Below are 22,469 nucleotides of genomic sequence, written 5' to 3'. Positions count from 1 at the left end.
GGGGTGGGGGACGGAACGTCCCCCCGCAATAAGACTCTAGGAGAATTGAAAGCAAACTTACAATAACTCCCCGAACAGCAGGTCTTCCTTTTTTCCTCCCGCCTTCTTGAAAACCCTCTCGCTCCAGGAGACGCTCCCAACGCCCCTTGGCCTGTGGGCATCGCTCGCGAAGGCCAGCTTTACGCCGCGCTTTATGCACTCCCTTATGAAGTCAGTGTCGGGAACACGGTAGCGGGAGCTTATCTCGAAGGCCTTTCCGTTGGCCTCTGCCAGATCGAGAACCTCCTCCAGCTCCTCCATTGATGGATACCCTATGTGGGGAAAGTTTGCACCGAAGTGCCCTATGACCGTCACGTTCTCATCGAGAAGGGCCAGCTTCACAAGCCCGATGTACTGGCTCGGGCTCTCCAGCCACTCGTGGACGCTGGCTATCACGTAGTCGAGCTTTTTCGCCATGACGTCCGGAACATCGACTCCTCCGGATGTTATGTTGCCCTCAACCCCTGCCAGCACCGTTATATCCGTCTCCCCTCCCCACCGCTTTATCTCCCTAACGTACCTGCCGAGGGTTCTCTCCGAGAGGTAGTGGCTGTGGTCGGTTATGCCAAGCAGTCTAAGTCCCTTCTCTTCGGCAGCTGCTATGTTCTCGGCTATCCCCCCGATACCGTCCGAGTAGACGGTGTGGGTGTGTATGTCGTGTGGGAATTCGAGCATGCTGTGGATTCGGGAAAGGGCATTAAAAAGCCTTCTGGACAAAATATCCAACGTAAAGCCCAACCTTGAGTTTTGACAACCTTTAAATACGTCAAAAGAGAAACTCAGCCGGTGGTGGAAATGGTCGAGCGCTCCAAGGTTAGGGTTCTCGTTGCAAAACCCGGACTTGACGGTCACGACAGGGGAGCCAAGGTCGTTGCGAGGGCTTTGCGTGACGCTGGTTTTGAGGTCATATACACGGGCATAAGACAGACTCCGGAGCAGATAGTGGAGAGCGTCATCCAGGAGGACGTTGACGTCCTTGGGATAAGCATCCTCTCCGGTGCGCACATGGTTCTGATTCCCAAGATTCTGAGGCTTCTTGAGGAGCGCGGTATAAAGCCCAACGAAGACGTTCTCGTTATTGCCGGTGGAATAATACCGCCCGACGACGCCGAACAGCTTGAGAAGACCGGCGTTGCCAAGGTCTTCGGCCCGGGAAGTCCGATCGGCGACATAATAAGCTTCATCGATGAGAACGTCACGAAGCTCAAGAAGTTCAGGTCGGGATAGCCCAACCTTTATAATTTCTTTCTGGATAATTTGTCCGAGTGGTGGCGATGATAGACGACCTTATAGAACGCATGCTCCAGGGGGACAGGCGCGCGACGGCGAGGCTCATAACCCTCGTCGAGAACGATGAGGACAAGGCAAGGGAGATAATACGGAAAATACATCCCCACACGGGGAACGCATACATCGTCGGCATAACCGGGCCGCCGGGGGCCGGAAAATCGACCCTTCTTGACAAGCTCATCAGGGTTGCCAGGGAGGAGGGGAAGGTCGTAGGCGTCATAGCCATAGACCCCACCTCCCCCTTCACCGGCGGTGCCCTCCTCGGCGACAGGATAAGGATGCAGAGGCACTCCACCGACCCAGGAGTTTTCATTAGGAGCATGGCAACCAGGGGTTCCCTCGGTGGACTCGCCAAGGCCACCAACGATGCCATAAAGGTTCTCGATGCCTACGGCTGTGACGTGATCTTCGTCGAAACGGTCGGTGTTGGCCAGATCGAGATTGACATCGTCAAGACTGCCGATACCGTGGTTCTCGTAACCGTGCCCGGCCTGGGGGATGATGTGCAGGCGATAAAGGCCGGCCTTATGGAGATAGCGGACGTGTTTGTCATCAACAAGGCCGACAAGGAAGGAGCGGATGCGACCTACTTCGAGCTCAACCTCATGCTCGACCTTGAGAAGGAGCGTTGGGAAAAGAGAGGCTGGAGGCCGCCTATAGTTGAGACGGTGGCGACAACGATGAAGGGAATCCGGGAGCTCTGGTCAGCTATAAAAGAACACCATGGGTTCCTTGTTCAGAGCGGCGAGATAGAGAGGAAGAGGAAGTTCCGTGCCGAGGAGGAGGTCAAGACGATAGTTTCGGGCAGAATAGCCAAGGCCATAAGCGAGAGGCTTGATGAGGGGGAGGTGGCGGCCCTGATAGAAAAGGTCGTGAGGAGGGAGGTTGACCCTTACTCTGCCGCGGATCTTGTACTTGAAAAAGCCCTGGGGGTGAAGGTATGATAAAGAAGATAGACCACGTTGGTATAGCCGTTAGGAACCTCGACGAGGCCATCAAGGTCTGGGAGGGTCTCGGCCTAAAGGTCGAGGAGATCGAAGAGGTGCCCGACCAGAAGGTTAGGACCGCGATAATCCACGTCGGCGAGAGCAGGATAGAGCTCCTTGAAGGAACCTCCGAGGACTCGCCGATAGCCAAGTTCATAGCCAAGCGCGGGGAGGGCATACACCACATAGCCCTCGGCGTGGACAACATCGAAGAGCACCTTGAGAAGCTCAAGGAGAAAGGTTACAGGCTCATCGATGAGAAGCCCCGCACCGGTGCCGGGGGTGCGAGGATAGCCTTCGTCCACCCGAAGGCGGTAACGGGTGTGCTTCTCGAACTCTGCGAAAGGGAAGGGTAGTGTCTGAAAATCTCCATTTTAGGTGCATAGTCCCATTTTCTCTTTAACTCGATGGTCCGGGTATTAGTGAATTTAGTCGCACACAGTAACGTTTATAAGAACATTAACAAACTTACTGCGGCTGTAATGTCATGACCCTGTCGATCAAGTAATGTGTGAGAAGTGATGACGTATGATGTTTAGGGGGCGGCCCCGGAGGAGAGGCTCACGGGTTATTGATTACCGCCGTCTCGACGATGTCCTCGCCAAAAATCCTCAGCGGGGAAAGATTCTGATAACCCGAAGACCACCCTTTGAGGTCAAAGCCCCCAACGTCTACCAGGTGTGGGTCACTAAAGTCTCCCATCCAAAGGCAGTCCATCCGTCCAGGCTTCACGTGATTGAGCAGATTGTGTGGGATCGCCTGGGGAACAACAGATCTGACGTTGTTCTGGATGCGGTTGAATACCTGATGATAGAGAACGGTGTTGAACCCACGCTCCGCTTCGTTAGCAAGATACGGGACATGGCTGTCATGAAGAACTCTAACTTCTACGTTACCGTGAGTGACGGCATAGACACCAAGGTGCTCAACATCCTGCGTAGAATAGTCGAGTAAGCCACCGCAGGTAAAGTTATATAACCTATCCCATCATTCTCCAATTTAGGTGTAGGGCATGCCGTACATCGAGAAGATTGAAATGAAAGGCTTCAAATCCTACGGTAACCGGAAGGTAGTCGTCCCTCTTTCTAAGGGGTTTACAGCGATCGTTGGTGCCAACGGTTCTGGAAAGAGCAACATCGGTGACGCCGTTCTCTTCGTTCTCGGTGGACTGTCTGCCAAGGCCATGCGTGCCACCAGGATAAGCGACCTTATATTCGCGGGCACAAAAACAGAGGCGCCGGCAAAGTACGCCGAGGTGGCGATGTACTTCAACAACGAGGACAGGGGCTTTCCAATCGATGAGGATGAGGTCGTGATAAAGCGCCGCGTTTATCCCGACGGGAGGAGCACCTACTGGCTCAACGGCAAGAGAACAAGCAGGAGCGACATACTCGACGTCCTCAGCGCCGCGATGATTTCGCCCGAAGGATACAACCTCGTTCTCCAGGGGGATATAACCAAGTTCATCAAGATGAGCCCGACCGAGAGGAGGATGCTCATAGACGAGATATCAGGAATAGCGGAGTACGATGCAAAGAAGGAGAAGGCCCTGAAGGAGCTGAAGCAGGCCGAAGAAAACCTCGCTCGCGTTGACCTGCTCATCAGGGAAGTCAAATCCCAGCTCGACAAGCTTGAAAAGGAGCGCAACGATGCCCTCCGCTACCTCGACCTCAAAGACCGTGTCGAGAAGGCGAAGGTTACGCTTCTCCTTGGTGAGATACGGAAGCTGAAGTCCCTGATTGAAGAGAACAATCTCCGCGACAAGGAGATAGAGGCAGAGATAGCTGCCATAGAGGAGCGCCTCAAGGACATAGCCAAGGAGATAGTCGCCAAAGAGAAGGAGCTGAACGCCATCGAGAAGGAGCTTGAAGATAAGAGCGAGGACGGCATCCTTGAGGTTACCCGGAAGATCAGCGAGGTTCAGTCGAAGATCGAGATGGCGAGGAAGAACATCGAGCTGGCCCAGAAGGAGATAGAGGACAGTCAGCACAGGCTCGCCAAGACAAAGGAGGAGCTGAAGAAGGTATCCGAGGAAATAGAGAAGAGCAGGAATGCCATTCAGCGCTGGACGAAGAGGCGCGAGAAGCTCAAGGCGGAGATAAAGGAGAAAGAGGTCGTCAAAAACGAGCTGGTCATCAAGCTCGGAGAGATAGACAGGGACTTTGCGATAGCCAAACAGGACTTCGACAAGGTCGTTGACGAACTTGAGGAGGCCAAGAGGGAGCTCTACATGAAGGAGAGCGACATCAGGAAGTTCGAGGAAGAGATAGAGCGCCTTAAGACCAAGATTGCACAGGACAGCGCTAAGAGAACGGCACTCAAGTCCAAAATCGAGGAGGCAAAGAAATCCCTTGAGGCCAAGCGTTCCGAGCTCGGGGAGATAGACGGAAAGATGTCGAAGGCGGAGGCGAGGCTTAGGAAGGCGGAAAAGGAGCTTGAGGAAAAGACCAAAGCCCTCAGAAAGGTCGAAGGGGAGCTTTCTAAAGCGAGGGAAGAGCTCATCAAAGCCGAGGCCCAGCGTGAGGTGAGGGGCAACCGGGCCATAGAGTTCCTCAAGAACCAGAACATTCCCGGCCTCTACGGCTCGCTTGGAGAGCTGATAAGCGTTGAGGACAAGGACTATGCTCTGGCTGTGGAGGTCGCCCTCGGTGGGAACTACGACAACGTTGTGGTCGAGGACGATAAGGTCGCCGAGAAGGCCATCAAGCTCCTCAAGGAGAAAAAGCTCGGAAGGCTGACCTTCCTCCCGCTCAACAAGATAAAGCCCCGTTCTATGCGCGAGAGGCCTTCGCTCGGCATCCCTGCGATGGACGTCGTTCAGTACGACCCGCGCTTCAAAAACGCGGTAGCGTATGCCCTTGGGGACACGCTCATCGTGAGCGACATGGGTGAGGCAAGAGCAGTAGGAATCGGAAAGGTTCGTATGGTGACCCTGGGCGGCGAGCTCCTTGAGAGGAGCGGGGCGATAACCGGCGGCCACTACAGGCCGAGGGGCAAGCTCGGGGTAAACGTCGACGAGATAAGGAAGAGGGCCGAGAGGCTCGAACGTGAGAAAGAAGCTTTGGAATCCTCAATTAACGCGCTCAAGATCGAGGTTAAGGGCCTCCAGAACGAGCTCTTTGAGCTCCGCATGAGAAAGAGCGACCTGAGCAAGGACCTTCAGGTCGTCCAGAGGGAGATGGAGCGTCTTCTTGCTGAAGATAAGGCCCTCAAGGAGGGTATCGAGGAGAGCGAGAGGCTCATCGAGGTTCTTGAGAAGAGGATTCACGGAACTAAGGGCGACATGGCAAAGCTCCGCGGAAGGATAGAGCGGCTTGAGAAGAAGAGGGAGAAGCTCAAAAGGGCCCTTGAGAACCCCGAGGCGAGGGAGCTGAACCAGAAGATCAGGGAAGTGGAGCACGAGATAAGCAAGCTGAGGGAAGAGCTGAGCAAGGTGGAAAGTAAGCTTGAGAACCTTGAGATAAGGATAAACGAGGAGCTCCTCCCGAGGAAGGCCGACCTCGAGGAGGAGATAGAGGGGCTCGTGAACAGGATAAACGCCCTCAAGGCCAACATCGCCGAGAACGAGAACGCGATAAAGGAGTTCGAGAAGGAACTTGAGGAGCTCAGGAAGGCTGAGGAGAGCGTCAAGGACGAGCTCAAGGAGCTCCGCGAGAGACGCGAGAAAGTCAAGAACGAGATAATAGACCTCCGCTCGGAGAAGGACGAGCTCAACTCCAAGCTCCAGGAGCTGCGCATCGAGGCCAACACACTCAAGATAAAGCTCGCCCAGTACGAGGCAACGCTGAAGGAGAAGCAGGACGAGCTGAAGCACCACGACACCAAGCTCATAAGGAGCATCAAGGAAGTCCCGCTGGAGCTTGAGGCTTTGAGGGAGCAGATAGAGAAGATGGAGGAGGAGATACGCTCCCTTGAGCCCGTCAACATGAAGGCCATAGAGGACTTCGAGGTCGTTGAGAGGAGATACCTTGAGCTGAAGAGCAAGCGCGAGCAGGTTCTGGCTGAGAAGGAGAGCATAGAGGAGTTCATCGAGGAGATAGAGGGGCAGAAGAGGAACGTCTTTATGCAGACCCTCAGCGAGATAGCCAGGAACTTCTCGGAGCTCTTCGCGAAGCTCTCCCCTGGAGGGAGCGCCAGGCTCATCCTTGAGAACCCGGACGACCCCTTCGCGGGCGGTCTTGAGATAGAGGCCAAGCCTGCTGGAAAAGACGTCAAGCGCATAGAGGCCATGAGCGGCGGTGAGAAGGCACTAACCGCACTCGCCTTCGTCTTCGCGATACAGCGCTACAAGCCGGCGCCGTTCTACCTCTTCGACGAGATCGATGCCCACCTCGACGATGCCAACGTCAAGCGCGTCGCAGACCTCATCAAAGAAGCATCGCAGAACAGCCAGTTCATCGTGATAACCCTCAGGGACGTCATGATGGCCAACGCGGACAAGATAATCGGCGTCAGCATGAGGAACGGCGTGTCAAGAGTTGTGGCGCTCAGCCTTGAGAAGGCCATGAAGATACTTGAAGAGGCAAGGAAGAGGAGCGAGGCCGAGCATGCTGAGATGTTCGGACATTTGAGCGGGTGAGAACTATGGAATCGCGTCGCGAGGAGGAGATAACGCCCGTCGACATTCTCCTCCAGCTCGTTCAGATGGGCAAGGTCGATCCCTGGAACATAGACATAGTGGACCTGACCGAGAAGTACATCGAGAGACTCAGGGAAATGAAGGAGCTCGACCTCCGCGTTTCGGCGAGGGCCATCCTGGCGGCGTCAATCCTCGTCAGGATGAAGAGCGAGGCCCTGCTCCACGCCGACGAGGAGGAAGAGGAGAAGCACCACGAGGAGCGCATAAGGGTGGAGGTTGAACCCCTGGCACCTCCGCTCAGAAGGGTCGAGCGCTACTACACCTTCGACGACCTGCTTGATGCACTCATGGACGCCCTTGAGGAGGCCGAGAAGAGGAAGCCGCGGAAGAGGAAGAAGGTCGAGATAGAGGAGGAGGTATTCGTCGTCGACGACTTCCGCGTTGACATCGAGAAGCACGTTTACAGGCTCCACGAGATAGTCGTGAACATGTACCGGGAAACAAGGGAGCCGATAAACTTCTGGGACCTGGTCTTTGATCCGACGCCGAAGATAGTGGCCAGAACTTTCCTCTACCTGCTGTTCCTCTCCAACATGGGCAAGGTTGACCTCATTCAGGAGGAGCCCTCCGGGGAGATATTCGTCGTGCCTGTGGGGGAGGCATGAGATTCTTCCCATTCCTTTGTCCATTTCAGGAACTCGGAGGGTGTTATAACTTGGATCCCAAGATTTTTGAGGTCTCTGGCTTTGTAGTCTTTGATATTCCACGTTAGGAGGATAACATCATCGTATTCATTTTTAGTGCCAGCGCGCAGGCTACAAAGGGAGCATCTGCATGATCCCGGACGTATTTTCTTGCTTCTTGTTTGTAGTGACGAAGCTGAGAGCTCGATACTGGTGTCATTGGTTCAAATATGATTTCCATTGCGATTTCTATCTCCTCTGGTGTTATTCCTGCCTTTTTTGCAATCTCACTAATGTGGTTCGTTATCTCTTCCTGAACAAGTTGTGGATAGAAAAACGGAAATAGTTCGGGATAAAGTGCCAGGATGTATCTATTAAGGCCTTCTGAGCGAACGAGTGCCGCGAAGATGACGTTGGTATCAACGACTACAGCGATTTCCATGCTTCTTTCCCCACGGTTTTTGAGAGCCCTCTGGCGTTTTTCATGTCGAGCCTGGAGTTCATAGAGATCGCTTCCAAGACAAGAAACCTTTGGAGCGCCCTAATCAGCCTTTCCTCCGGTACCCCACGAACCTTGGCAATGAGCTTAAACTCTGGGGGAATCGGAACCTCCATTGTTGAAGGTACTAGACTGTTGGTGCCACCCACCATTCTCACCTGGAAGTTGTTATTTTTATTTCCTCTTAGCCTTTTCCCGTTCGCTCTGTTTTGCGGGCCTTATTGTTATGACCAGCATTGGTTCTTCGCTCCCTATGTAAAGGCTCTTCTTTTCCCGGTTCATGTAGAGGCAGTACCTTCCGTCCGGAAGGCCTTCCACAAATTTCCTGGGGACTGTATGCCTGGCAATCCTCCCATCGAAGAAGACGCACTCGTAGGCCTCGGAAATCCCGGAAACCCTCTGCCTGATTTCCTCAAGGGACAGCATCTCGCATTCTAGCCTGGCACAGACCAGGCTCCTCCTCCCGTCCGTGAAGATTACCACCCTCTCGTTCACGTCAATTCTCTGCGAGCGGTCGAGGAAGTCCCACAGTGCAGAATACATCCGTTCAGGTCTTCTCCTCTTCGCCAGCCTTTTGACGAGCCTCTCCCGGGCGTGTCTCGTGAGGAGCATGACCTAACTTCGTCCGAGAATTTATAAACTTCGCCGAGGATATAGGCACATGTATCTCCGCCGCGATATAATCGAGCCCCGCGTTTATCAGGAGGTAATCTACGCCCGCTGTAAGGACAACAACTGCCTCGTGGTTCTTCCGACGGGGTTAGGAAAGACTCTTATAGCCATGCTCATAGCCGATTATAGGCTCTCGAAGTACGGGGGAAAAGTCCTCATGCTCGCCCCGACGAAGCCTTTGGCAGTCCAGCACGCCGAGAGCTTCAGGCGGCTCTTTGACATCTCCCCGGAGAAGATAAACGTCCTTACAGGCGAGCTCTCGCCCAAGCAGAGGGCCGAGCTGTGGGAGAGGAGTGTCATCGTGACGGCTACGCCCCAGACCGTTGAAAACGACATCCTCACCGGAAAAATCTCCTTAGAGGACGTTGTTCTGCTCGTTTTTGACGAGGCCCACAGGGCGGTGGGAAACTACTCCTACGTCTTCATAGCCAAGGAGTACCTTAAAACCGCTAAACACCCGCTCGTACTCGGTCTTACGGCATCCCCCGGGAGCGACGAGGAGAGGATACGCGAGATAATCAGGAACCTCGGGATAGAGCGCATCGAGATCAGGACGGAGAGCTCGCCCGACGTCAAACCCTACGTGCAAAGAATGAGCTTTGAATGGGTGAAGGTCGAGCTTCCCGGCATCTACAAAGAGGTGCGGAAGCTCCTCCGAGAGATGCTCAAGGAGAGCCTCAAGCCCCTCGCCCAGTTCGGGCTTGTCTCGACTTACTCGCCGGACATCTCAAAGAGGGAAGTCCTCCAGGCGGGCTCGAAGATAAACCAGGAGGTCGCGCGGGGCAACTACGAGCTCGGCCGGCTTAGAATGTACCAGGCCAAGGCGGTGAAGCTGCAGCACGCGATAGAACTGCTTGAGACGCAGGGGCTGACTGCGCTGAGGGCTTATCTCAAGAAGCTCCGCGAAGATAAGAGGACGAAATCCAGCAGGCAGCTCATGGAAGACCCGCGCATGAGGAAGGTGATATACCTCCTTGTCCAGGCGAAGGAGCTCGGCCTCGACCACCCGAAGATGGAGAGCATGCTGGAGATGGTTAAGGAGCAACTGAAGAAAAAGCCGAACTCAAAAATCATAGTTTTCACCAACTACCGCGACACCGGAAGGAAGATCGTCGAGGTTCTCCACGGTGAGGGAGTAACTGCCGAGCGCTTCATCGGCCAGGCGAGCAGGAGCAACGACCGGGGGATGAGCCAGAGGGAGCAGAAAGAAGTCCTCGACAGGTTCTCGCGCGGCGAGTTCAACGTTTTGGTGGCCACGAGCGTTGGCGAGGAAGGCCTCGATGTTCCAGAGGTCGATCTCGTCGTCTTCTACGAGCCGGTGCCCTCGGCGATAAGGAGCATCCAGAGGCGCGGAAGGACCGGGAGGCACAGGCCGGGAAGGGTAGTTATACTGATGGCCCGGGGGACGCGCGATGAAGCCTACTACTGGAGCTCAAGGAGAAAAGAAAAGGGCATGTTCGAGGCTATAAAAAAGATAGTGCGTGAACTTGAAAAAGCTCATCCAAACCGGGCTGAAATAAGGGAAAATGTTCCGGAGCGTGTTGAGATGCCTTCGAAGGGGAAGATAACCCCGCTCGATGAGTTCCTGAAGCCGAAGGAAAAGCCCGAAAAAGCTGAGAAGAAAGTGGAAAAGGCCGAGAAACCCACGCCTTCCAAGGAGGAGGTCTATGAGAAGCTCCCGATAAAGCCGGTCTTTGTGAAAAAACCGAAGGGGATAGTCGTCTACGTTGACAGCCGCGAGCTGAGGAGCGGCGTTCCAAAGCACCTGAAGGAGCTCGGAGCGGAGATAGAGGTCAGAACCCTCGACGTTGCCGACTACGTCGTGAGCGAGGAGGTCGGGATAGAAAGGAAGAGCGCCAACGACTTCATAGGGTCTATCATCGACGGCAGGCTCTTTGACCAGGTTGAGAGGCTGAAGAGGGCCTACAAGAAGCCCGTCATAATCATTGAAGGCGAGCTCTATGGCATCAGAAACGTCCACCCCAACGCCATCAGGGGTGCGATAGCGGCTGTAACCCTCGACTGGGGGGTTCCGATACTGTTCTCCTCCGGAACAGAAGAGACTGCCCAGTTCATTTACCTCATGGCCAAGCGCGAGCAGGAGGAGAGGAAGAAGGAGGTTCGCCTTAGGAGCGAGAAGAAGGCTCTAACGCTTGCTGAGAGGCAGAGGCTAATCGTTGAAGGTCTGCCCAATGTCTCGGCGACGCTGGCCAAGAGACTCCTTAAGCACTTCGGAAACGTGGAGAGGGTTTTCACGGCAACGGAGGAGGAGCTCCAGGAGGTTGAGGGAATCGGGCCGAAGAAGGCGAGGGAGATAAGGAAGGTGATAACTGCCCCTTACGTGGAGGACGAGGACAAAGCTTAAGTCTGGATTCGGGGAGATTACACTGCCCCCGGGAAACCGCGGGGGATGAGCGCCTCGGCGAGCTGTGATTCCCCTTCGCTCCCCGGGGGCACACTTCTCGGTTACCTCGTCACTATCGCGTTCACCCCAGCCGCGGCCAAGGTTAGCAGCTCGAACACCTTGTATGCCTCTTCTACGGTCTTGGCCTCAAACTCGACCGTTTTTCCATCAAGGCGCTTCACAAAGGGCAGCAGTTCGGCCGTGTCAGCCATGTCGCTTCTGAGGAAGCGAACCCTGACGTGGACGGGCTCCTCAGTCACGAGCGGCTTTGCCTCCTCCTTCTTCAGCCTCCCGACGGCTTCTATAACTCCCTCCCTCAGCATGGCCTTTATCCTGCGCATTCCGGGGCTCTTGGCGGCGTAGCGCGAGGGGGACTCCTTGAAGGGGACACCAACTGCCCAGGGGGTGAAGGTTTTAACGTCGGTCTCTATGAGCCTCCTGTCTCCACCCACCAGTATCACGGGAATTCCCCAGCTGCCGAGGAGGTAGGCGTTGAGGAGGAACTCGCTCACTTCAACGCCGTTGATTTCCAGACTGTCTATTGATGCTCCACTGTATGTGTGGTCGAAGGTCGCTCTATCGGTACCCGCCTTGGCGTGGTAGCCAAGGAAGAGGGCTGCGTCACTCCCCCTTGCAAAGGCCACCATGCTGAGCGGCCTTGGAAAGCCCCTCACCAGCTCGATGTAGTCCGGCGTGTCCTCGGGCAGTATGTTTACCATCGGCCCGTGGCTGTCCGCTATGATGATCTCCTCAAAACCCAGCTCATGGTGTAGTGTTTCCGCGGTGACCTTTACTATCTCGGTCGCTATCTTCCTGGCCTCTGAGTAGAGTGCTCCCTTCACGAAGAGATGCTCCCTGCTGACTATGTATGGCAGGCCCTCAAGGTCGAGGGATATGAATGCACGCATCGGCATCACCACGATAAAAATCGAAGCGATAAAAGATAAGTCTTGTGGTGGATGACATAACTGGTGGGAATACACAGGACAAAATTCGATAATTCTCGCTCATGAAAAGGGTTATATAGGCCTTTTTTCATAAAATAGGATGGTGATATGCATGCAAATCGTTGAACTCGACATTAAATTGCCCTACGAAGGAAGGGGGAAGATTCTGGGCCGTCTTTATGAAAAGGTTAGGGGCAAGATTCGGGACATACACTTCTTCCCGCCGACACTGGAGGGTATTAGCGAAATCAGGATGGAGATAGTCGAGGATGACGCTCCGAAGCTCCTCTCCGAACTCAAGAGAATAATCAAGAACGGAAAGATAACCTTCAAGGTTCTTTCCGAGGCTTAGCCTTTTATCCCCTTATTGAGCTCTTCCAGTTTTTCCCTGGCCTTCTCAAGCGAGCCGGCTTTTTCTATAGCAGTACCAGTGACGATTATATCCGCTCCCGCTTTTACGGCGTTCCTTGCCTGTTCCCCTGTTCTTATGCCGCCCCCGACTATGAGGGGAACGTCTATGACGTGCTTGACGAGGGAGATCATCTCGGACGGAACGGGCTTTGGAGAACCGCTTCCCGCTTCGAGATAGACAAGGCGCATTCCGAGGTACTGGCCGGCTAAGGCGTAGGCCGCTGCAATCTTCGGCTTGTGCCTTGGGATTGGCTTTGCATCGCCTACCCAGCCTACCGTTTCTCCGGGTTCAACAATCAGATACGCCATTGGTATGGGCTCTATGCCGTAGCGCTTGACTGTGAACGCCCCCAGAGCCTGGGAGCCGGTTATGAAAAAGGGGTTGGTAGAGTTCAGCAGACTCATGAAGAATATGGCATCGGCGTGCCTGCTTATCCCGCCATGGGAACCGGGAAAGAGTATCGTTGGAAGGCTTGAGCTCTCTTTTATGGCCTTTACAACGCCGTCCAGAACGTCTCCCTCGGCCCCTGTGGAGCCACCTACCATTATGGCGTCGACGCCGACTTCCTCGCTCATCCTTGCTATCTCTCCGGCCACATCAGGGGTAACGTCGTCTGGGTCAATGAGAACAAAGTGGAGCTTTTCTCTTTTGAGCTTTTCATGGATGTACGACTCAACTCTCCCCAGTTCAAGCTTCATTTTTTCCACCGAATTCTATAGCTTCCCTCTCGCTTTTAATCCTTTTCCATTTCAGACGGAGATTTTCGAGTATCCCAACCAGAACTGCGTCCGGCTCTTCCTCGAATCTGTAGAGGTTCGTCTCCACCCCAACGTCGCTCGCACCGAAGCCTTTCACGGCCTCTCCGTGCCTGGAGACCTCAGCGGAGAGCTTTTCCTCTAGTCTCTTCCCGCTGGGGATCATGTACGCCCTCAGGAGTTCTGCATCTCTCAGGAGGAAGTCTATGTGCCAGTGGAGCTTTTTGTCTTTCCTGAAGTGCCTGGCGACCCGCTTCTCAAGGGAGTTCATGGCGGAGCCGACATAAACGTAGTATCCTTTTCTTAAAACGAATCTCCTGCCCTTTGTGGTTATCTCCCTCTCTTCCGGCAGGTGGATAACGAGGAAGTACGCACCCTTCATGGGAACGACTCTCACTCAGGGTTTATAAACTCCCGGCCCAACTCTCTATCGGTGTGACGTATGGACGAAAAGAAAAAGAGAGCTATAGACGAGTTTGCCTGGCAGGAGTACGACAGGGACGAGTTTGAGGAGAAGTTTCCGGCTCTGGCAAGGGAGCTTGAGGAAGAGGGCGTTCCGATAGCAGGGTACAGGACGAGTGAGAAAAAGGCAATCGCGGAAGAGGATGAGATGCAGGACTTCTCAGGTTACAATCCAACGGTCATAGACTTCCTCAGGAGATGCGAAACGGACGACGAGGCTCTTGAGATAATCAACTGGATGGAGGAGCACGGTGAGATAACCCACGAGATGGCCAAGGAGCTCCGTATAACCCTCGTCCAGAAGGGTGTGAGGGCTTTCGGTTCTAAAAAGGAGTGGGGATGGTATGAGAGGCACAGAAAAAGGGAATGAGTCAGATGTTCCCTATCCTCTGGAGGACCATTCCCTCTATTCTTATCGGCTCAGTTCTCCTTGCGAAGACTATCGCCTGGTCGAGCCTCGCTTCACTCTCGGCGCGTATCGTGAATAGGGGATCGCCCTCTTTGACCTTTTCTCCAACCTTGACGTAGAGCTCTATTCCGGCTCCCTTGTCTTCGGGGGCACCGGCGGCTCTGGCTATTCCTGTGATTGCCCTGTTGTCTATCCCTGTTATATAACCGCTGGTTGGTGCAGTGAATGTGTATGTTTTATCCCCAACGGGTATCTCTTCCGGCTTAATATCGGGGTTTCCTCCCTGTTCCTCTATGATTTCTTTCATCTTATCCCAGGCCTTTCCGCTCTCAAGTATCTCTCTCGCCATTTTCTTGCCCATCCCTGCGGGAGCGACTCCTCCCATCTCAAGGAGAATGCCTGCGAGACCAGTAGCCTTCTCTATCAGGCTTCCGGGCCCTCTGCCAGTCATGAGTGCCGAAAGAGCCTCTCTGGCTTCTAGTGCCGGGCCAACGGTGTGGCCTATCGGCTGGCCGCCGTAGGTTATGGCCACCTCCACGTACTGGCCGAGTCTTCTGCCGAGTTCTATGAAGTCCCTGGAGAGTGCCCTGGCTTGGTCCACGGTCTCAACTTTGACACCTTTGCCCGTCGGGATATCGATGAGCACGTACTGGCTTCCCATTGCGTACTTCTTTGACATTATACTGGCGAGCATGAGGCCGGTCGGGTCGATGCTCAGGGCGCGCTCGGCCTTGATGGTTATATCGTCCGCTGGAGCTAGGTTCAGAGCTCCGCCCCAGACCATACAGGCGCCTATCTTTTCCACTATACGTTTTATCTCGTCGAGGGAGAAGCTGACCTCTGCAAAAACCTCGACAACATCCGCAGTTCCGGCGGCGCTGGTTATCGCCCTTGAGCTGGTCTTTGGTATCGTCAATCCTGCAGCTGCAACGATGGGCACGACGAGTATGTTGGTCTTGTTTCCGGGAACGCCGCCGATGCTGTGGACATCCATTATCGGCTTCCTGTCTATGTCCAGCATGTCACCGGTTTCGGCCATTGCTATCGTCAAAGCGGCTATCTCATCCATATCAAGGCCGTTTATCTCCAGCGACGTTACAAAGGAGCTTATCTCGATATCGCGGAGCTTTCTGTCCACAATGTCCTTGATTATCGCCTCTATCTCCACCTTTCTGAGCTTCTCTCCGTGCATCTTCTTTTTGATATAGCGGACGCTTTCTGGGGTACCACTGGGTGTTACCATGACAGCTTCTCCTTCAGAGAAACTGTGGAGCTGGAGAATGTCCCTGCTTATTCCGATTTCGCCCTCCTTTACGAGATTGCTAACAACGACACTGCCATAAACTGTCTTTTTGCCTGCTTCAATCTTCACGAGGTCGTCCGGGTGTAGCTTGGCCTTTTTGGCTTCCTTCTCGTTGATGAAAACGGAATACCTCCCGCTGTACATATCAAGTATCCTGACCTTGGCCTTCATTTCCATCCCTCCTTTTACACACGAGTTCACCCTATTGGACAGAAGAGTACTTAAATGTTTTCGACTGGTTGGCTGTTAAAGCAGGTTCAGCTGTTCGTATCGCTTGGCAGAGAAATGTAAAAAGAATCAGCTGCTGATGCCGTGTCCATACTCTGTGATGGTCAGCACGCTTGAGTGGAGTTCCCCGGTGCTCAGAAGGGCTCTCACAATATCGGGAACCACGTCCCTCACCGCAGGGGGGAGGAGGCCTTCTCCCTTAAGATAATATCCAACCACCTCACTGAGGGGGGCGCTTACGAGCCTTCCTTTAAAAACCCGGACAACTTTGCCGTCCACCTCGACTATCCTGTCTGGATAGCCGAGCCTGAGTTTCATAGCGCCCCACCTCCAGGTTAAGATTAAATAAAGAGACCTTTTAAAATTTAACGCCCCAGAAATGTTTAATAACAAAAGGGCTAGAAAACTTCAGAGGTTCATGACCTCTTCCTCTATGGACTCTTCGAGTGTCTTCTCCCACTCCTCGACATCAAAGTCAACTAGCTCGCTCTCAAGGTCTTCCTTGAGGCTGGTGACACGCCTCTTGAGGGCGCTCTTGGTTTCTTCGTCGTAAACGACGTAGTAGGGGTTGCTCTTGGCTGAATAGTAGAGCATAAGGAGGACGATGTTGAGCACTATGAGAATGACAACTATTCCGTAAAGCAGTGCCTCGGCCATTACCTCTTCCCTCCAAACAGCGCTTTGAAGACCCTCTTAATCGGGCTCTCCGGTTCGGGCGCCTGCCACTTAATTCCTGCGAGCTTGGCCGCGAGCTGCTTGATAGCTATGGCCGCCGGACTCGTCGGGTTCTTTATGACGAGCGGTACACCGTAGGCACTCGCTCTTTTTACCTCGGGATCCTCGGGTATCATCGCGAGGACGGGCACCTCAAGGATTGCCTCTATCTCCTCCTGGGTCAGCTCAGTCTTCTCGTTGGTAACCCTGTTGAGTATGGCTCCAAGCGGAAGGGTTCCGAGCTTCTCTGCGATGAGCTTGGTCTTGAGACTGTCAGTTATGGCCGAAATCTCAGGGTTAGTAACTATTATCAACTCCTTGCCTATAAGAAGCGCCGTAACCGATGTCATCTCAAGGCCTGCCGGAGCATCGATGAGGACAAAGTCTGCCATCTGTCCGATTTCCCTGATCAGCTGTCTGAGCTTCTCTGGCTTGGCCTTTTTAATCTTTTCAAGACTCAATCCACCGGGGATTACCTTGACTCCCGCGGGACCTTCGTAGATGGCGTCCTTGAGGTCTGCCTCCCCTGCCAGGACATCGTGGAGTGTTATTGGAATGTCCTCCATACCAAGGACTAAGCTGAGGTTTGCCATTGTTATATCGGCATCCAGCAGGATGACCTCCTTTCCAAACTGGGCCAGGGCGACACCCAGATTGGCAACCGTTGTTGTTTTACCAGTTCCACCTTTTCCCGATGCAAAAACAATTGAGCGACCCTCCAAAGTTAACACCCCCGGAATAAGCAGTACTCCCATGTCCGATTTTAGGGCACGGTATACTCCTTTGGAGTTGAGGCGTAGAGGTATAAAACTTTTACTCTTAATAAGTCGACGAAAACGGAGAAAAAGTGAAATGTCAAAGCGCCGCTACTCCCGCTTCTCCCGCGCTTCATTCTCAAGCTTTTCTGCAACCTCTTTTTCCAGTTTCAGTTTGACGACCTCTGCGGTGTCAGCAAAGCTCCGGAAGAGCTTCAGCATCTCCATCGGGAGCGGGAGGATTATAACGTTGCTCCGGTCTCCGGCGACATCGCTTATCGTCTGGAGCGTCCTGAGCTGGAGGGCCATTGGGTGCTGGGACACTATCTCGGCGGCGTCGCGGAGCTTCTCGGCGGCCTGCCTCTCTGCCTCAGCCAGGGTTATCCTTGCACGCCTCTCACGCTCGGCCTCCGCCTGCCTCGCCATCGCCCTTTGCATTCCGCTCGGCAATTCGACGTCCTTGATCTCGACCGTGCTGACCTTTATTCCCCACGGATCGGTTGCCTCGTCTATAATCTTCTGGAGCTGTAGGTTGAGCTTTTCGCGCTCGCTGAGGAGTTCATCGAGGTGTGCCTGACCGATGACGCTCCTGAGGGTGGTCTGTGCTATCTGACTCGTGGCCATAATGTAGTTGGCCACCTGGGTCACCGCCTTTATTGGGTCTATTACCCTGAAATACACAACCGCGTTGACCCTTACCGGAACGTTGTCTTTGGTTATGGTCTCCTGGACGGGCACGTCCAGGACCCTGGTACGGAGGTCAACTATCACGGCCTTTTCGAATATCGGGATTATGAAGAACAGTCCGGGACCCCTTGCCCCGACTATTCTTCCGAGGCGGAATATCACCGCCCTCTCGTACTCCTTGACTATCTTTATGGCCGTCGCCAGTATAATCAAAACAAACAGCAAAACTATCCCAAGAACCACGTTGGTAGTCGTTACAAGAGCCATTTAGTCCTCCCTCCTTTCTCCAATTTTTTCTACAATAAGGGCAAGCCCTCTGACTTCAACAACCCTGACCTCCTCCCCGACGGCCACGCGGGCCCCGTTCCTGCTCACGGCCTTCCACAGCTCCCCGCGCACCTTTATGACGCCCTCCGGATCAAGCTCCTCGACGACTTTGCCGACCGCGCCAACGAGCTCTTCCCTTCCGGATTTGGGCTTTTTCTTCTGGGCCCTGACCACGGCGGCCATTCCAAACAGGAAGAACAGGCCGAGGAGAACCGCCGTGGCGATTATTGCGATCCTCAGGAGGGTGTAGGTTTCCCCAGTCACCAGGTATTCACCTCCCGCTCCACTGAAGAGCATTATGCCCCCGATGATGAAGGTCGCCACTCCTGCCACGGTGAACAGGCCGAAGGTCGGCGTCAGCGCCTCGGCGATGAAGAATATCATCGCAAGGACTATAAGAACGAGTCCTGCACTCTTGTATCCAAAGTATCCGAGTCCTATGAGGCCGAGGACAAGCATTATTGCACCTATTGTCTCGGGGACGTGCCAGCCGGGCGTGAGGAAGCCAAATATCAGGCCAATGAATCCAAGGTTAAGGAGGAGATACGCTATCGTCGGGTCTGTTATGTACTTAACGACCGTGTCCCTGAAAGATGGCTCAATGTACACGACCTCCGCGTCCTTCAGGTGCAGGGTTACTCTCCCCTTCCCCTCAACTGGAATTTTGGTCTCCATTCCGTCGGCCTTCTGGAGGAGTTCGTTAACGTTCGTTGCGATGATCTCAATAACGCCGTATTTCAGGGCTTCCTCGGGAGTGACGCTTCTGTCCTGTGTTATGAATTCCTCCGCCAGCGTCTCGTTTCTGCCGCTCATCCTGGCCAGCTCGCGAAGGTACGCTATGTAGAAGTTCGTGATCTTTGGCGGTGCCTCGACGATGCTCCCGTTCTGACCGTAGCCGAGTATCGGCCTGCAGGCGCCTATCACTGTACCGGGGCTCATTGCTATCAGATGGGAGCTCAGTGCTATGTAAGTGCCCGCTGATGCTGCCATTCCACCCGAGGGGTAGACGTAGATTATGACGGGAACCCTTGCATTCTGAATCCTCGTAACGATGGCCTGCATTGCGTCGCCCCTGCCGCCGGGGGTGTTGAGCTCTATTATTATAGCTTCCGCGTTGTTCCTCTCCGCTTCGCTGATGTATCTGTCGAACTGGTCAACGGTATATCCGGTTATCATGCCGTCTACCTTTGCGACATAGACCACCTTTTCCTGGCCGTGGACTGCCGGCTGGAAAAGCAGGACGAAAAGAAGAACGACTGCAACCATCGCAACCCTGGACTTCATGACTACCGCCTATACTAAATACCACCAAGGGGTTTAAATCTTTTGCCTGTCCTCCAAAAGTGATTTATACATCTGGAGCCAATTTTCTAACATGAGCCTGAAGGCCCGGGTAAAGCTCTACCGCGTTTCAAAGGGAAAGGACAAGGTCGAGCGGGCATGGGAGCTCGTAAGGGAGGCGGCAAAGTATTCCAACCGTGAGCCTTACTGGGAGTTCCTCAAAAAGAGCTTTGACGTCCGGGCTGAGGATATAAAGGACGCCCTCCGCTACCTCGAAGAACATGGAGGGGTTCAAATCAAACGCTCCATTGACGGTAAGAGACTTTACGTCTCGACCCTAAAGGATATAAGGGAGAACCCCGTTAGGCTCGACCGATGGCTGAGATTGACCTGAGGAAGACCGCGGGCGAGATGATACGCAACGGAACATGGAAGTTCGAGAACGGCATTTTCTGCCAGGCCTTTGAGAGAGGTATAGCTGGCTACGATGGGGAGAGCTTTATCTTTCCTGACTCCTGGAGCCGGCGGGAGAGAAAGGAAGCTAAGAAGAAGCTCATCTTCATACTCGGCCTTGATACCGACCTTGATTCCTTCTACGTCGAGATAAGCGATTCGCCCTTTGCCTTCCTCATAGACGAGTTCTACGGTCTGACCGTTCCTGCCGCCCCGAGCCCGTACCAGGCGTTGGTTGAGACGATAGCCCAGCAGCAGGTCAGCTTCGATTTCGCCCAGAGGGCCATAGAGAACCTCGTGGAGCTCGCAGGCAGGCAGGTGGAGGATTTACGCGCATTCCCCTCCCCCGAAAGGATAGCGTCCCTGAGCGAGGATGAGCTGAAAAGGGCCAAGCTCGGCTATCGCGCCGCTTACATAAAGTCCCTGACGGAGCTTTACCTTGCCGGAAAGCTCGACCTCGAACTCTGGGACTGGGGCGTTAATGAGGCTATCAGGTACCTCACAGAGTTCCGGGGCATAGGGAAGTGGAGCGCCGAGCTCTTCCTCGCGTATGGCCTCAGAAAGAACGTCTACCCTGCCGGAGACCTCGGGCTGAGGCGCGGGATAGCAAAGATTTTTGGGAGGAGCCTTAAAGAGGTTAAGGAGAAAGACGTCCGCGAGGTCATTGAACCCTACGGGAAGTGGAAGGGGCTTCTGGCATTTTACATCCTCTGCTACGACAGGAAGACCGAGATGGAGAGGAAGAAGAAATGAGCGAAATCAGGATTATCCTGCCCAAGGAAAGGTTCAAAGCCCTCAAGGGCAAAGATATCACCTCCTTCCTCCGCGAGAGCCTCCCCAGAGTTGAAGAGACCCTCCAGGCAGAGCGTGAGGATCTCCTGGGGGAGAAGGTCTCCAAGCTGGAGGAGAAGCTCCGCGAGATGGAGGGTGAGATTGAAGATCTTAAGGAGTTCTACGAGAAGGCTTTGAGGGATAAGGAGTTCATGATGGCCGAGCGCGACAGGCTCAGGGTGGAAAACGCTGAACTGAGGAAGAGGGTCGAGGAGAAAAGGAGAGAGCTTGAGGAGGTTCACGGATCGTGAACAAATCGTTCACGGAGTGTGAACAAAAAGTTCATAAATCATGAACGAGAGCTGGTAATATGCATGAGCTGATGTCAACTCCTGAGAGAATCAGGATTCTCAGGTACGCACTTGAGCGTCCCCGGGTGGGTGTTGAAGAAACCGCCAGGGCAACGGGTCTAAGTAAAGGACTCGTTTCCAAAACCCTCCGCCTTCTTGTGGATCATGGCATGGCCGAGAAGTCCGGCAGGGGTTTCAGGATACTAAACGTTCCTAAGACGAGGGAGCTTAAAAGGTTCATCAACTTCCTGTTCCTCTCTGAAAAGCTGGAACCCCTAAAAGACGAGTGGATTAGGGCCCTTGGAATATACGGGAGCTTTGCAACCGGAGAAAACATCCCCGAAAGCGACCTTGACGTTTGGATCTTCGTTGAAAAGCCAAGCATAGCCAGATCCGCTTCCTTAAAGAGAAAGATAGAAAAAGCAACCGGCAGGGAGGTTAACCTCCTTCTTCTCACTCCAGAGAGGGTCAGAAAAATTAGAGCCGACGATCCAGTCTTCTATTATTCACTTGCATACGGCTCGATGGTGATATGGGGTGAGGGGCTTGAACGGATTCAAGGGATGCATCGAAAAGAATCTACTAAGAAGGGTTCTCCCATCAGAGGAGAAAGGATTGTTGAGCATTAAACGCGCCGAGGAGTGGCTTGAAGAGGCTAGGAAGAACCTCGCCTATGGTTCATACCGAACGTCCCTTATGGCGTCATACATGGCCATGTTCCATGCCGCCAGGGCGATTCTCTTCCGTGACGGTTGGCGTGAGAAAAGCCACTACTGCATCGCCCGTTATCTGGAAGAATTCTACGTTAAAAGCGGAAAGCTGGAAGAACATTGGGTTGAACTTTTGGACAGGATGAGGGAGTTGAGGCACGAAGACCAGTACGACATAGTCTATGAACCTGATGAGGAAGAGGTCGAAGAGGCAATCAACATCGCGAAAGAGTTTCTGTTGCTCATGAGAAAACTCCTGGAGGAAAAAGCATGAAGCTCATCATTAAGCCCGAAAAGGGCTTCGGGAAAATCGAGGTCGAGATAAACGAAGAGCTGTGGGGAGAACTCAAGCGCCTCAGTGAGAGGTATGGAGTTCCCGTTGAGCGGCTCATTGAGATAGCCCTGACCGGCGAGTTCCGTGAGCCGAAGGGAAACCTTGAGGGGCTTGAGAAAATGGTAAGGGAACTTGAGGAAAGGACGTGGGAGCTTGAGAAGGAGTACGCCCCGCTCCGCTTCAAGGCCTACGGCCTGAGCGAGGACAACAAGATACTCGCCATCGAGCTTTCCGGATTACTTGCCGAGAACAGCCAGCTTAAGAGGTTTTTGAGAGTGAAGCCCGAGCGCAACGTCGAGCTGAGAAAGCTTATATCCTACTACCTCCAAGGTTGAACCGCGGATGATGACAGCGAATTGCACTGATGTTGATGACGAGGACTGGCCCTGACGCCGTCCCGGCGGGCCGTGACGATTCCA

General features: G+C 53.9%; 28 protein-coding genes and 1 CRISPR repeat array (1 of these 29 running past the window's edge). Of the genes, 15 read left to right on the top strand and 13 right to left on the bottom strand.

Annotated features, from left to right (window positions below):
* A CRISPR array of direct repeats spans positions 1–52; the repeat unit is 30 nt; it reaches 1,729 nt to the left of the window's first position.
* Between the two features lie 5 nt (positions 53–57).
* Positions 58–714: a PHP domain-containing protein gene (locus tag A3L14_RS08550; protein WP_055429721.1), complete on the bottom strand. Its 657-nt coding sequence runs from the start codon at positions 712–714 to the stop codon at positions 58–60.
* A gap of 120 nt (positions 715–834) precedes the next feature.
* Between A3L14_RS08550 and A3L14_RS08545 the strand changes: the two genes are divergently transcribed.
* The 6 genes from A3L14_RS08545 to A3L14_RS08520 all read left to right on the top strand — a co-directional run bounded on the left by A3L14_RS08545 (position 835) and on the right by A3L14_RS08520 (position 7,559).
* Positions 835–1,266 carry a cobalamin B12-binding domain-containing protein gene (locus tag A3L14_RS08545; RefSeq protein WP_055429720.1) on the top strand — a complete coding sequence of 144 codons (432 nt, stop codon included), beginning with the start codon at positions 835–837 and terminating at the stop codon, positions 1,264–1,266.
* Between the two features lie 47 nt (positions 1,267–1,313).
* On the top strand, positions 1,314–2,273 hold the full coding sequence (meaB, locus tag A3L14_RS08540; protein ID WP_055429719.1) for a methylmalonyl Co-A mutase-associated GTPase MeaB: 960 nt from the start codon (positions 1,314–1,316) through the stop codon (positions 2,271–2,273).
* The gene (gene mce, locus A3L14_RS08535) at positions 2,270–2,671 is read left to right on the top strand and encodes a methylmalonyl-CoA epimerase (RefSeq protein WP_055429718.1); all 402 of its coding nucleotides are present in this window, start codon (positions 2,270–2,272) and stop codon (positions 2,669–2,671) included. The genes meaB and mce overlap by 4 nt, the downstream gene beginning before the upstream one ends.
* Positions 2,672–2,843: 172 nt before the next feature.
* On the top strand, positions 2,844–3,269 hold the full coding sequence (locus A3L14_RS08530; protein WP_055429717.1) for a DUF835 domain-containing protein: 426 nt from the start codon (positions 2,844–2,846) through the stop codon (positions 3,267–3,269).
* 58 nt (positions 3,270–3,327) lie between these two features.
* On the top strand, positions 3,328–6,894 hold the full coding sequence (gene smc, locus A3L14_RS08525; RefSeq protein ID WP_074631142.1) for a chromosome segregation protein SMC: 3,567 nt from the start codon (positions 3,328–3,330) through the stop codon (positions 6,892–6,894).
* Positions 6,895–6,899: 5 nt separating this feature from the next.
* Positions 6,900–7,559 carry a segregation and condensation protein A gene (locus A3L14_RS08520; protein ID WP_055429716.1) on the top strand — a complete coding sequence of 220 codons (660 nt, stop codon included), beginning with the start codon at positions 6,900–6,902 and terminating at the stop codon, positions 7,557–7,559.
* Between the two features lie 103 nt (positions 7,560–7,662).
* Here A3L14_RS08520 and A3L14_RS08515 read toward each other — a convergent pair whose 3' ends face one another.
* From A3L14_RS08515 to A3L14_RS08505, 3 genes are read right to left on the bottom strand one after another with little or no spacing between them, the layout of a single operon-like run.
* Positions 7,663–8,019: a PIN domain-containing protein gene (locus A3L14_RS08515; RefSeq protein WP_055429715.1), complete on the bottom strand. Its 357-nt coding sequence runs from the start codon at positions 8,017–8,019 to the stop codon at positions 7,663–7,665.
* Complete coding sequence (locus tag A3L14_RS08510; protein WP_143597768.1) at positions 8,004–8,234, bottom strand: hypothetical protein; 231 nt, start codon at positions 8,232–8,234, stop codon at positions 8,004–8,006. The genes A3L14_RS08515 and A3L14_RS08510 overlap by 16 nt, the downstream gene beginning before the upstream one ends.
* 16 nt (positions 8,235–8,250) lie before the next feature.
* The gene (locus A3L14_RS08505; RefSeq protein ID WP_055429713.1) at positions 8,251–8,688 is read right to left on the bottom strand and encodes a hypothetical protein; all 438 of its coding nucleotides are present in this window, start codon (positions 8,686–8,688) and stop codon (positions 8,251–8,253) included.
* 49 nt (positions 8,689–8,737) lie between these two features.
* On the opposite strand from A3L14_RS08505, the gene A3L14_RS08500 reads away from it, so the two are divergent.
* Positions 8,738–11,113: a DEAD/DEAH box helicase gene (locus A3L14_RS08500; protein ID WP_055429712.1), complete on the top strand. Its 2,376-nt coding sequence runs from the start codon at positions 8,738–8,740 to the stop codon at positions 11,111–11,113.
* Positions 11,114–11,214: 101 nt separating this feature from the next.
* Here A3L14_RS08500 and A3L14_RS08495 read toward each other — a convergent pair whose 3' ends face one another.
* Positions 11,215–12,060 carry a M55 family metallopeptidase gene (locus A3L14_RS08495; RefSeq protein WP_055429711.1) on the bottom strand — a complete coding sequence of 282 codons (846 nt, stop codon included), beginning with the start codon at positions 12,058–12,060 and terminating at the stop codon, positions 11,215–11,217.
* A gap of 151 nt (positions 12,061–12,211) precedes the next feature.
* On the opposite strand from A3L14_RS08495, the gene A3L14_RS08490 reads away from it, so the two are divergent.
* Positions 12,212–12,451 carry a hypothetical protein gene (locus A3L14_RS08490; protein ID WP_055429710.1) on the top strand — a complete coding sequence of 80 codons (240 nt, stop codon included), beginning with the start codon at positions 12,212–12,214 and terminating at the stop codon, positions 12,449–12,451.
* On the opposite strand, the gene A3L14_RS08485 is transcribed toward A3L14_RS08490, so the two are convergent.
* On the bottom strand, positions 12,448–13,209 hold the full coding sequence (locus A3L14_RS08485) for a phosphoglycerol geranylgeranyltransferase (protein ID WP_055429709.1): 762 nt from the start codon (positions 13,207–13,209) through the stop codon (positions 12,448–12,450). The genes A3L14_RS08490 and A3L14_RS08485 overlap by 4 nt on opposite strands.
* Complete coding sequence (locus tag A3L14_RS08480) at positions 13,199–13,648, bottom strand: GIY-YIG nuclease family protein (RefSeq protein ID WP_055429708.1); 450 nt, start codon at positions 13,646–13,648, stop codon at positions 13,199–13,201. Before A3L14_RS08480 ends, A3L14_RS08485 begins: the two co-directional genes overlap by 11 nt.
* A gap of 60 nt (positions 13,649–13,708) precedes the next feature.
* Between A3L14_RS08480 and A3L14_RS08475 the strand changes: the two genes are divergently transcribed.
* On the top strand, positions 13,709–14,098 hold the full coding sequence (locus A3L14_RS08475; protein WP_055429707.1) for a DUF2095 family protein: 390 nt from the start codon (positions 13,709–13,711) through the stop codon (positions 14,096–14,098).
* A 1-nt stretch (position 14,099) separates the two neighbouring features.
* Here A3L14_RS08475 and A3L14_RS08470 read toward each other — a convergent pair whose 3' ends face one another.
* From A3L14_RS08470 to A3L14_RS08445, 6 genes are all read right to left on the bottom strand, one after another.
* Positions 14,100–15,611 carry an AMP phosphorylase gene (locus A3L14_RS08470; protein ID WP_055429706.1) on the bottom strand — a complete coding sequence of 504 codons (1,512 nt, stop codon included), beginning with the start codon at positions 15,609–15,611 and terminating at the stop codon, positions 14,100–14,102.
* Positions 15,612–15,737: 126 nt separating this feature from the next.
* The gene (locus A3L14_RS08465; RefSeq protein ID WP_055429705.1) at positions 15,738–15,986 is read right to left on the bottom strand and encodes a hypothetical protein; all 249 of its coding nucleotides are present in this window, start codon (positions 15,984–15,986) and stop codon (positions 15,738–15,740) included.
* 90 nt (positions 15,987–16,076) lie between these two features.
* Complete coding sequence (locus A3L14_RS08460; protein ID WP_055429704.1) at positions 16,077–16,325, bottom strand: hypothetical protein; 249 nt, start codon at positions 16,323–16,325, stop codon at positions 16,077–16,079.
* Positions 16,325–17,104, bottom strand: a complete 780-nt coding sequence (minD, locus tag A3L14_RS08455) for a cell division ATPase MinD (protein WP_055429703.1) — start codon at positions 17,102–17,104, stop codon at positions 16,325–16,327. The genes A3L14_RS08460 and minD overlap by 1 nt, the downstream gene beginning before the upstream one ends.
* 144 nt (positions 17,105–17,248) lie before the next feature.
* Positions 17,249–18,091 (bottom strand): slipin family protein, encoded by an 843-nt coding sequence (locus tag A3L14_RS08450; protein WP_055429702.1) that lies wholly within the window; start codon positions 18,089–18,091, stop codon positions 17,249–17,251.
* Positions 18,092–19,435 carry an NfeD family protein gene (locus A3L14_RS08445; RefSeq protein WP_055429701.1) on the bottom strand — a complete coding sequence of 448 codons (1,344 nt, stop codon included), beginning with the start codon at positions 19,433–19,435 and terminating at the stop codon, positions 18,092–18,094. It lies immediately after the preceding gene.
* Positions 19,436–19,526: 91 nt separating this feature from the next.
* Between A3L14_RS08445 and A3L14_RS08440 the strand changes: the two genes are divergently transcribed.
* The 6 genes from A3L14_RS08440 to A3L14_RS08415 are packed head-to-tail and all read left to right on the top strand — an operon-like array spanning position 19,527 to position 22,385.
* Positions 19,527–19,826: a hypothetical protein gene (locus A3L14_RS08440; protein ID WP_055429700.1), complete on the top strand. Its 300-nt coding sequence runs from the start codon at positions 19,527–19,529 to the stop codon at positions 19,824–19,826.
* Positions 19,808–20,638: a DNA-3-methyladenine glycosylase family protein gene (locus A3L14_RS08435; RefSeq protein ID WP_055429699.1), complete on the top strand. Its 831-nt coding sequence runs from the start codon at positions 19,808–19,810 to the stop codon at positions 20,636–20,638. The genes A3L14_RS08440 and A3L14_RS08435 overlap by 19 nt, the downstream gene beginning before the upstream one ends.
* Positions 20,635–20,967 carry a hypothetical protein gene (locus A3L14_RS08430; RefSeq protein ID WP_055429698.1) on the top strand — a complete coding sequence of 111 codons (333 nt, stop codon included), beginning with the start codon at positions 20,635–20,637 and terminating at the stop codon, positions 20,965–20,967. The genes A3L14_RS08435 and A3L14_RS08430 overlap by 4 nt, the downstream gene beginning before the upstream one ends.
* A gap of 59 nt (positions 20,968–21,026) precedes the next feature.
* Positions 21,027–21,635, top strand: coding sequence for a nucleotidyltransferase domain-containing protein (locus A3L14_RS08425; RefSeq protein ID WP_055429697.1), 609 nt, complete (start codon positions 21,027–21,029; stop codon positions 21,633–21,635).
* The gene (locus A3L14_RS08420; protein WP_232473317.1) at positions 21,622–21,990 is read left to right on the top strand and encodes a HEPN domain-containing protein; all 369 of its coding nucleotides are present in this window, start codon (positions 21,622–21,624) and stop codon (positions 21,988–21,990) included. Before A3L14_RS08425 ends, A3L14_RS08420 begins: the two co-directional genes overlap by 14 nt.
* Positions 21,987–22,385 (top strand): hypothetical protein, encoded by a 399-nt coding sequence (locus A3L14_RS08415; RefSeq protein ID WP_055429695.1) that lies wholly within the window; start codon positions 21,987–21,989, stop codon positions 22,383–22,385. Before A3L14_RS08420 ends, A3L14_RS08415 begins: the two co-directional genes overlap by 4 nt.
* Positions 22,386–22,469: the final 84 nt, after the last annotated feature.

It is taken from the genome of Thermococcus thioreducens (assembly GCF_002214545.1).
Taxonomy (GTDB): Archaea; Methanobacteriota_B; Thermococci; order Thermococcales; family Thermococcaceae; genus Thermococcus; species Thermococcus thioreducens.
Note: the sequence above shows the minus strand (reverse complement) of the source record. Positions and strands in the feature narration are given on the sequence as shown.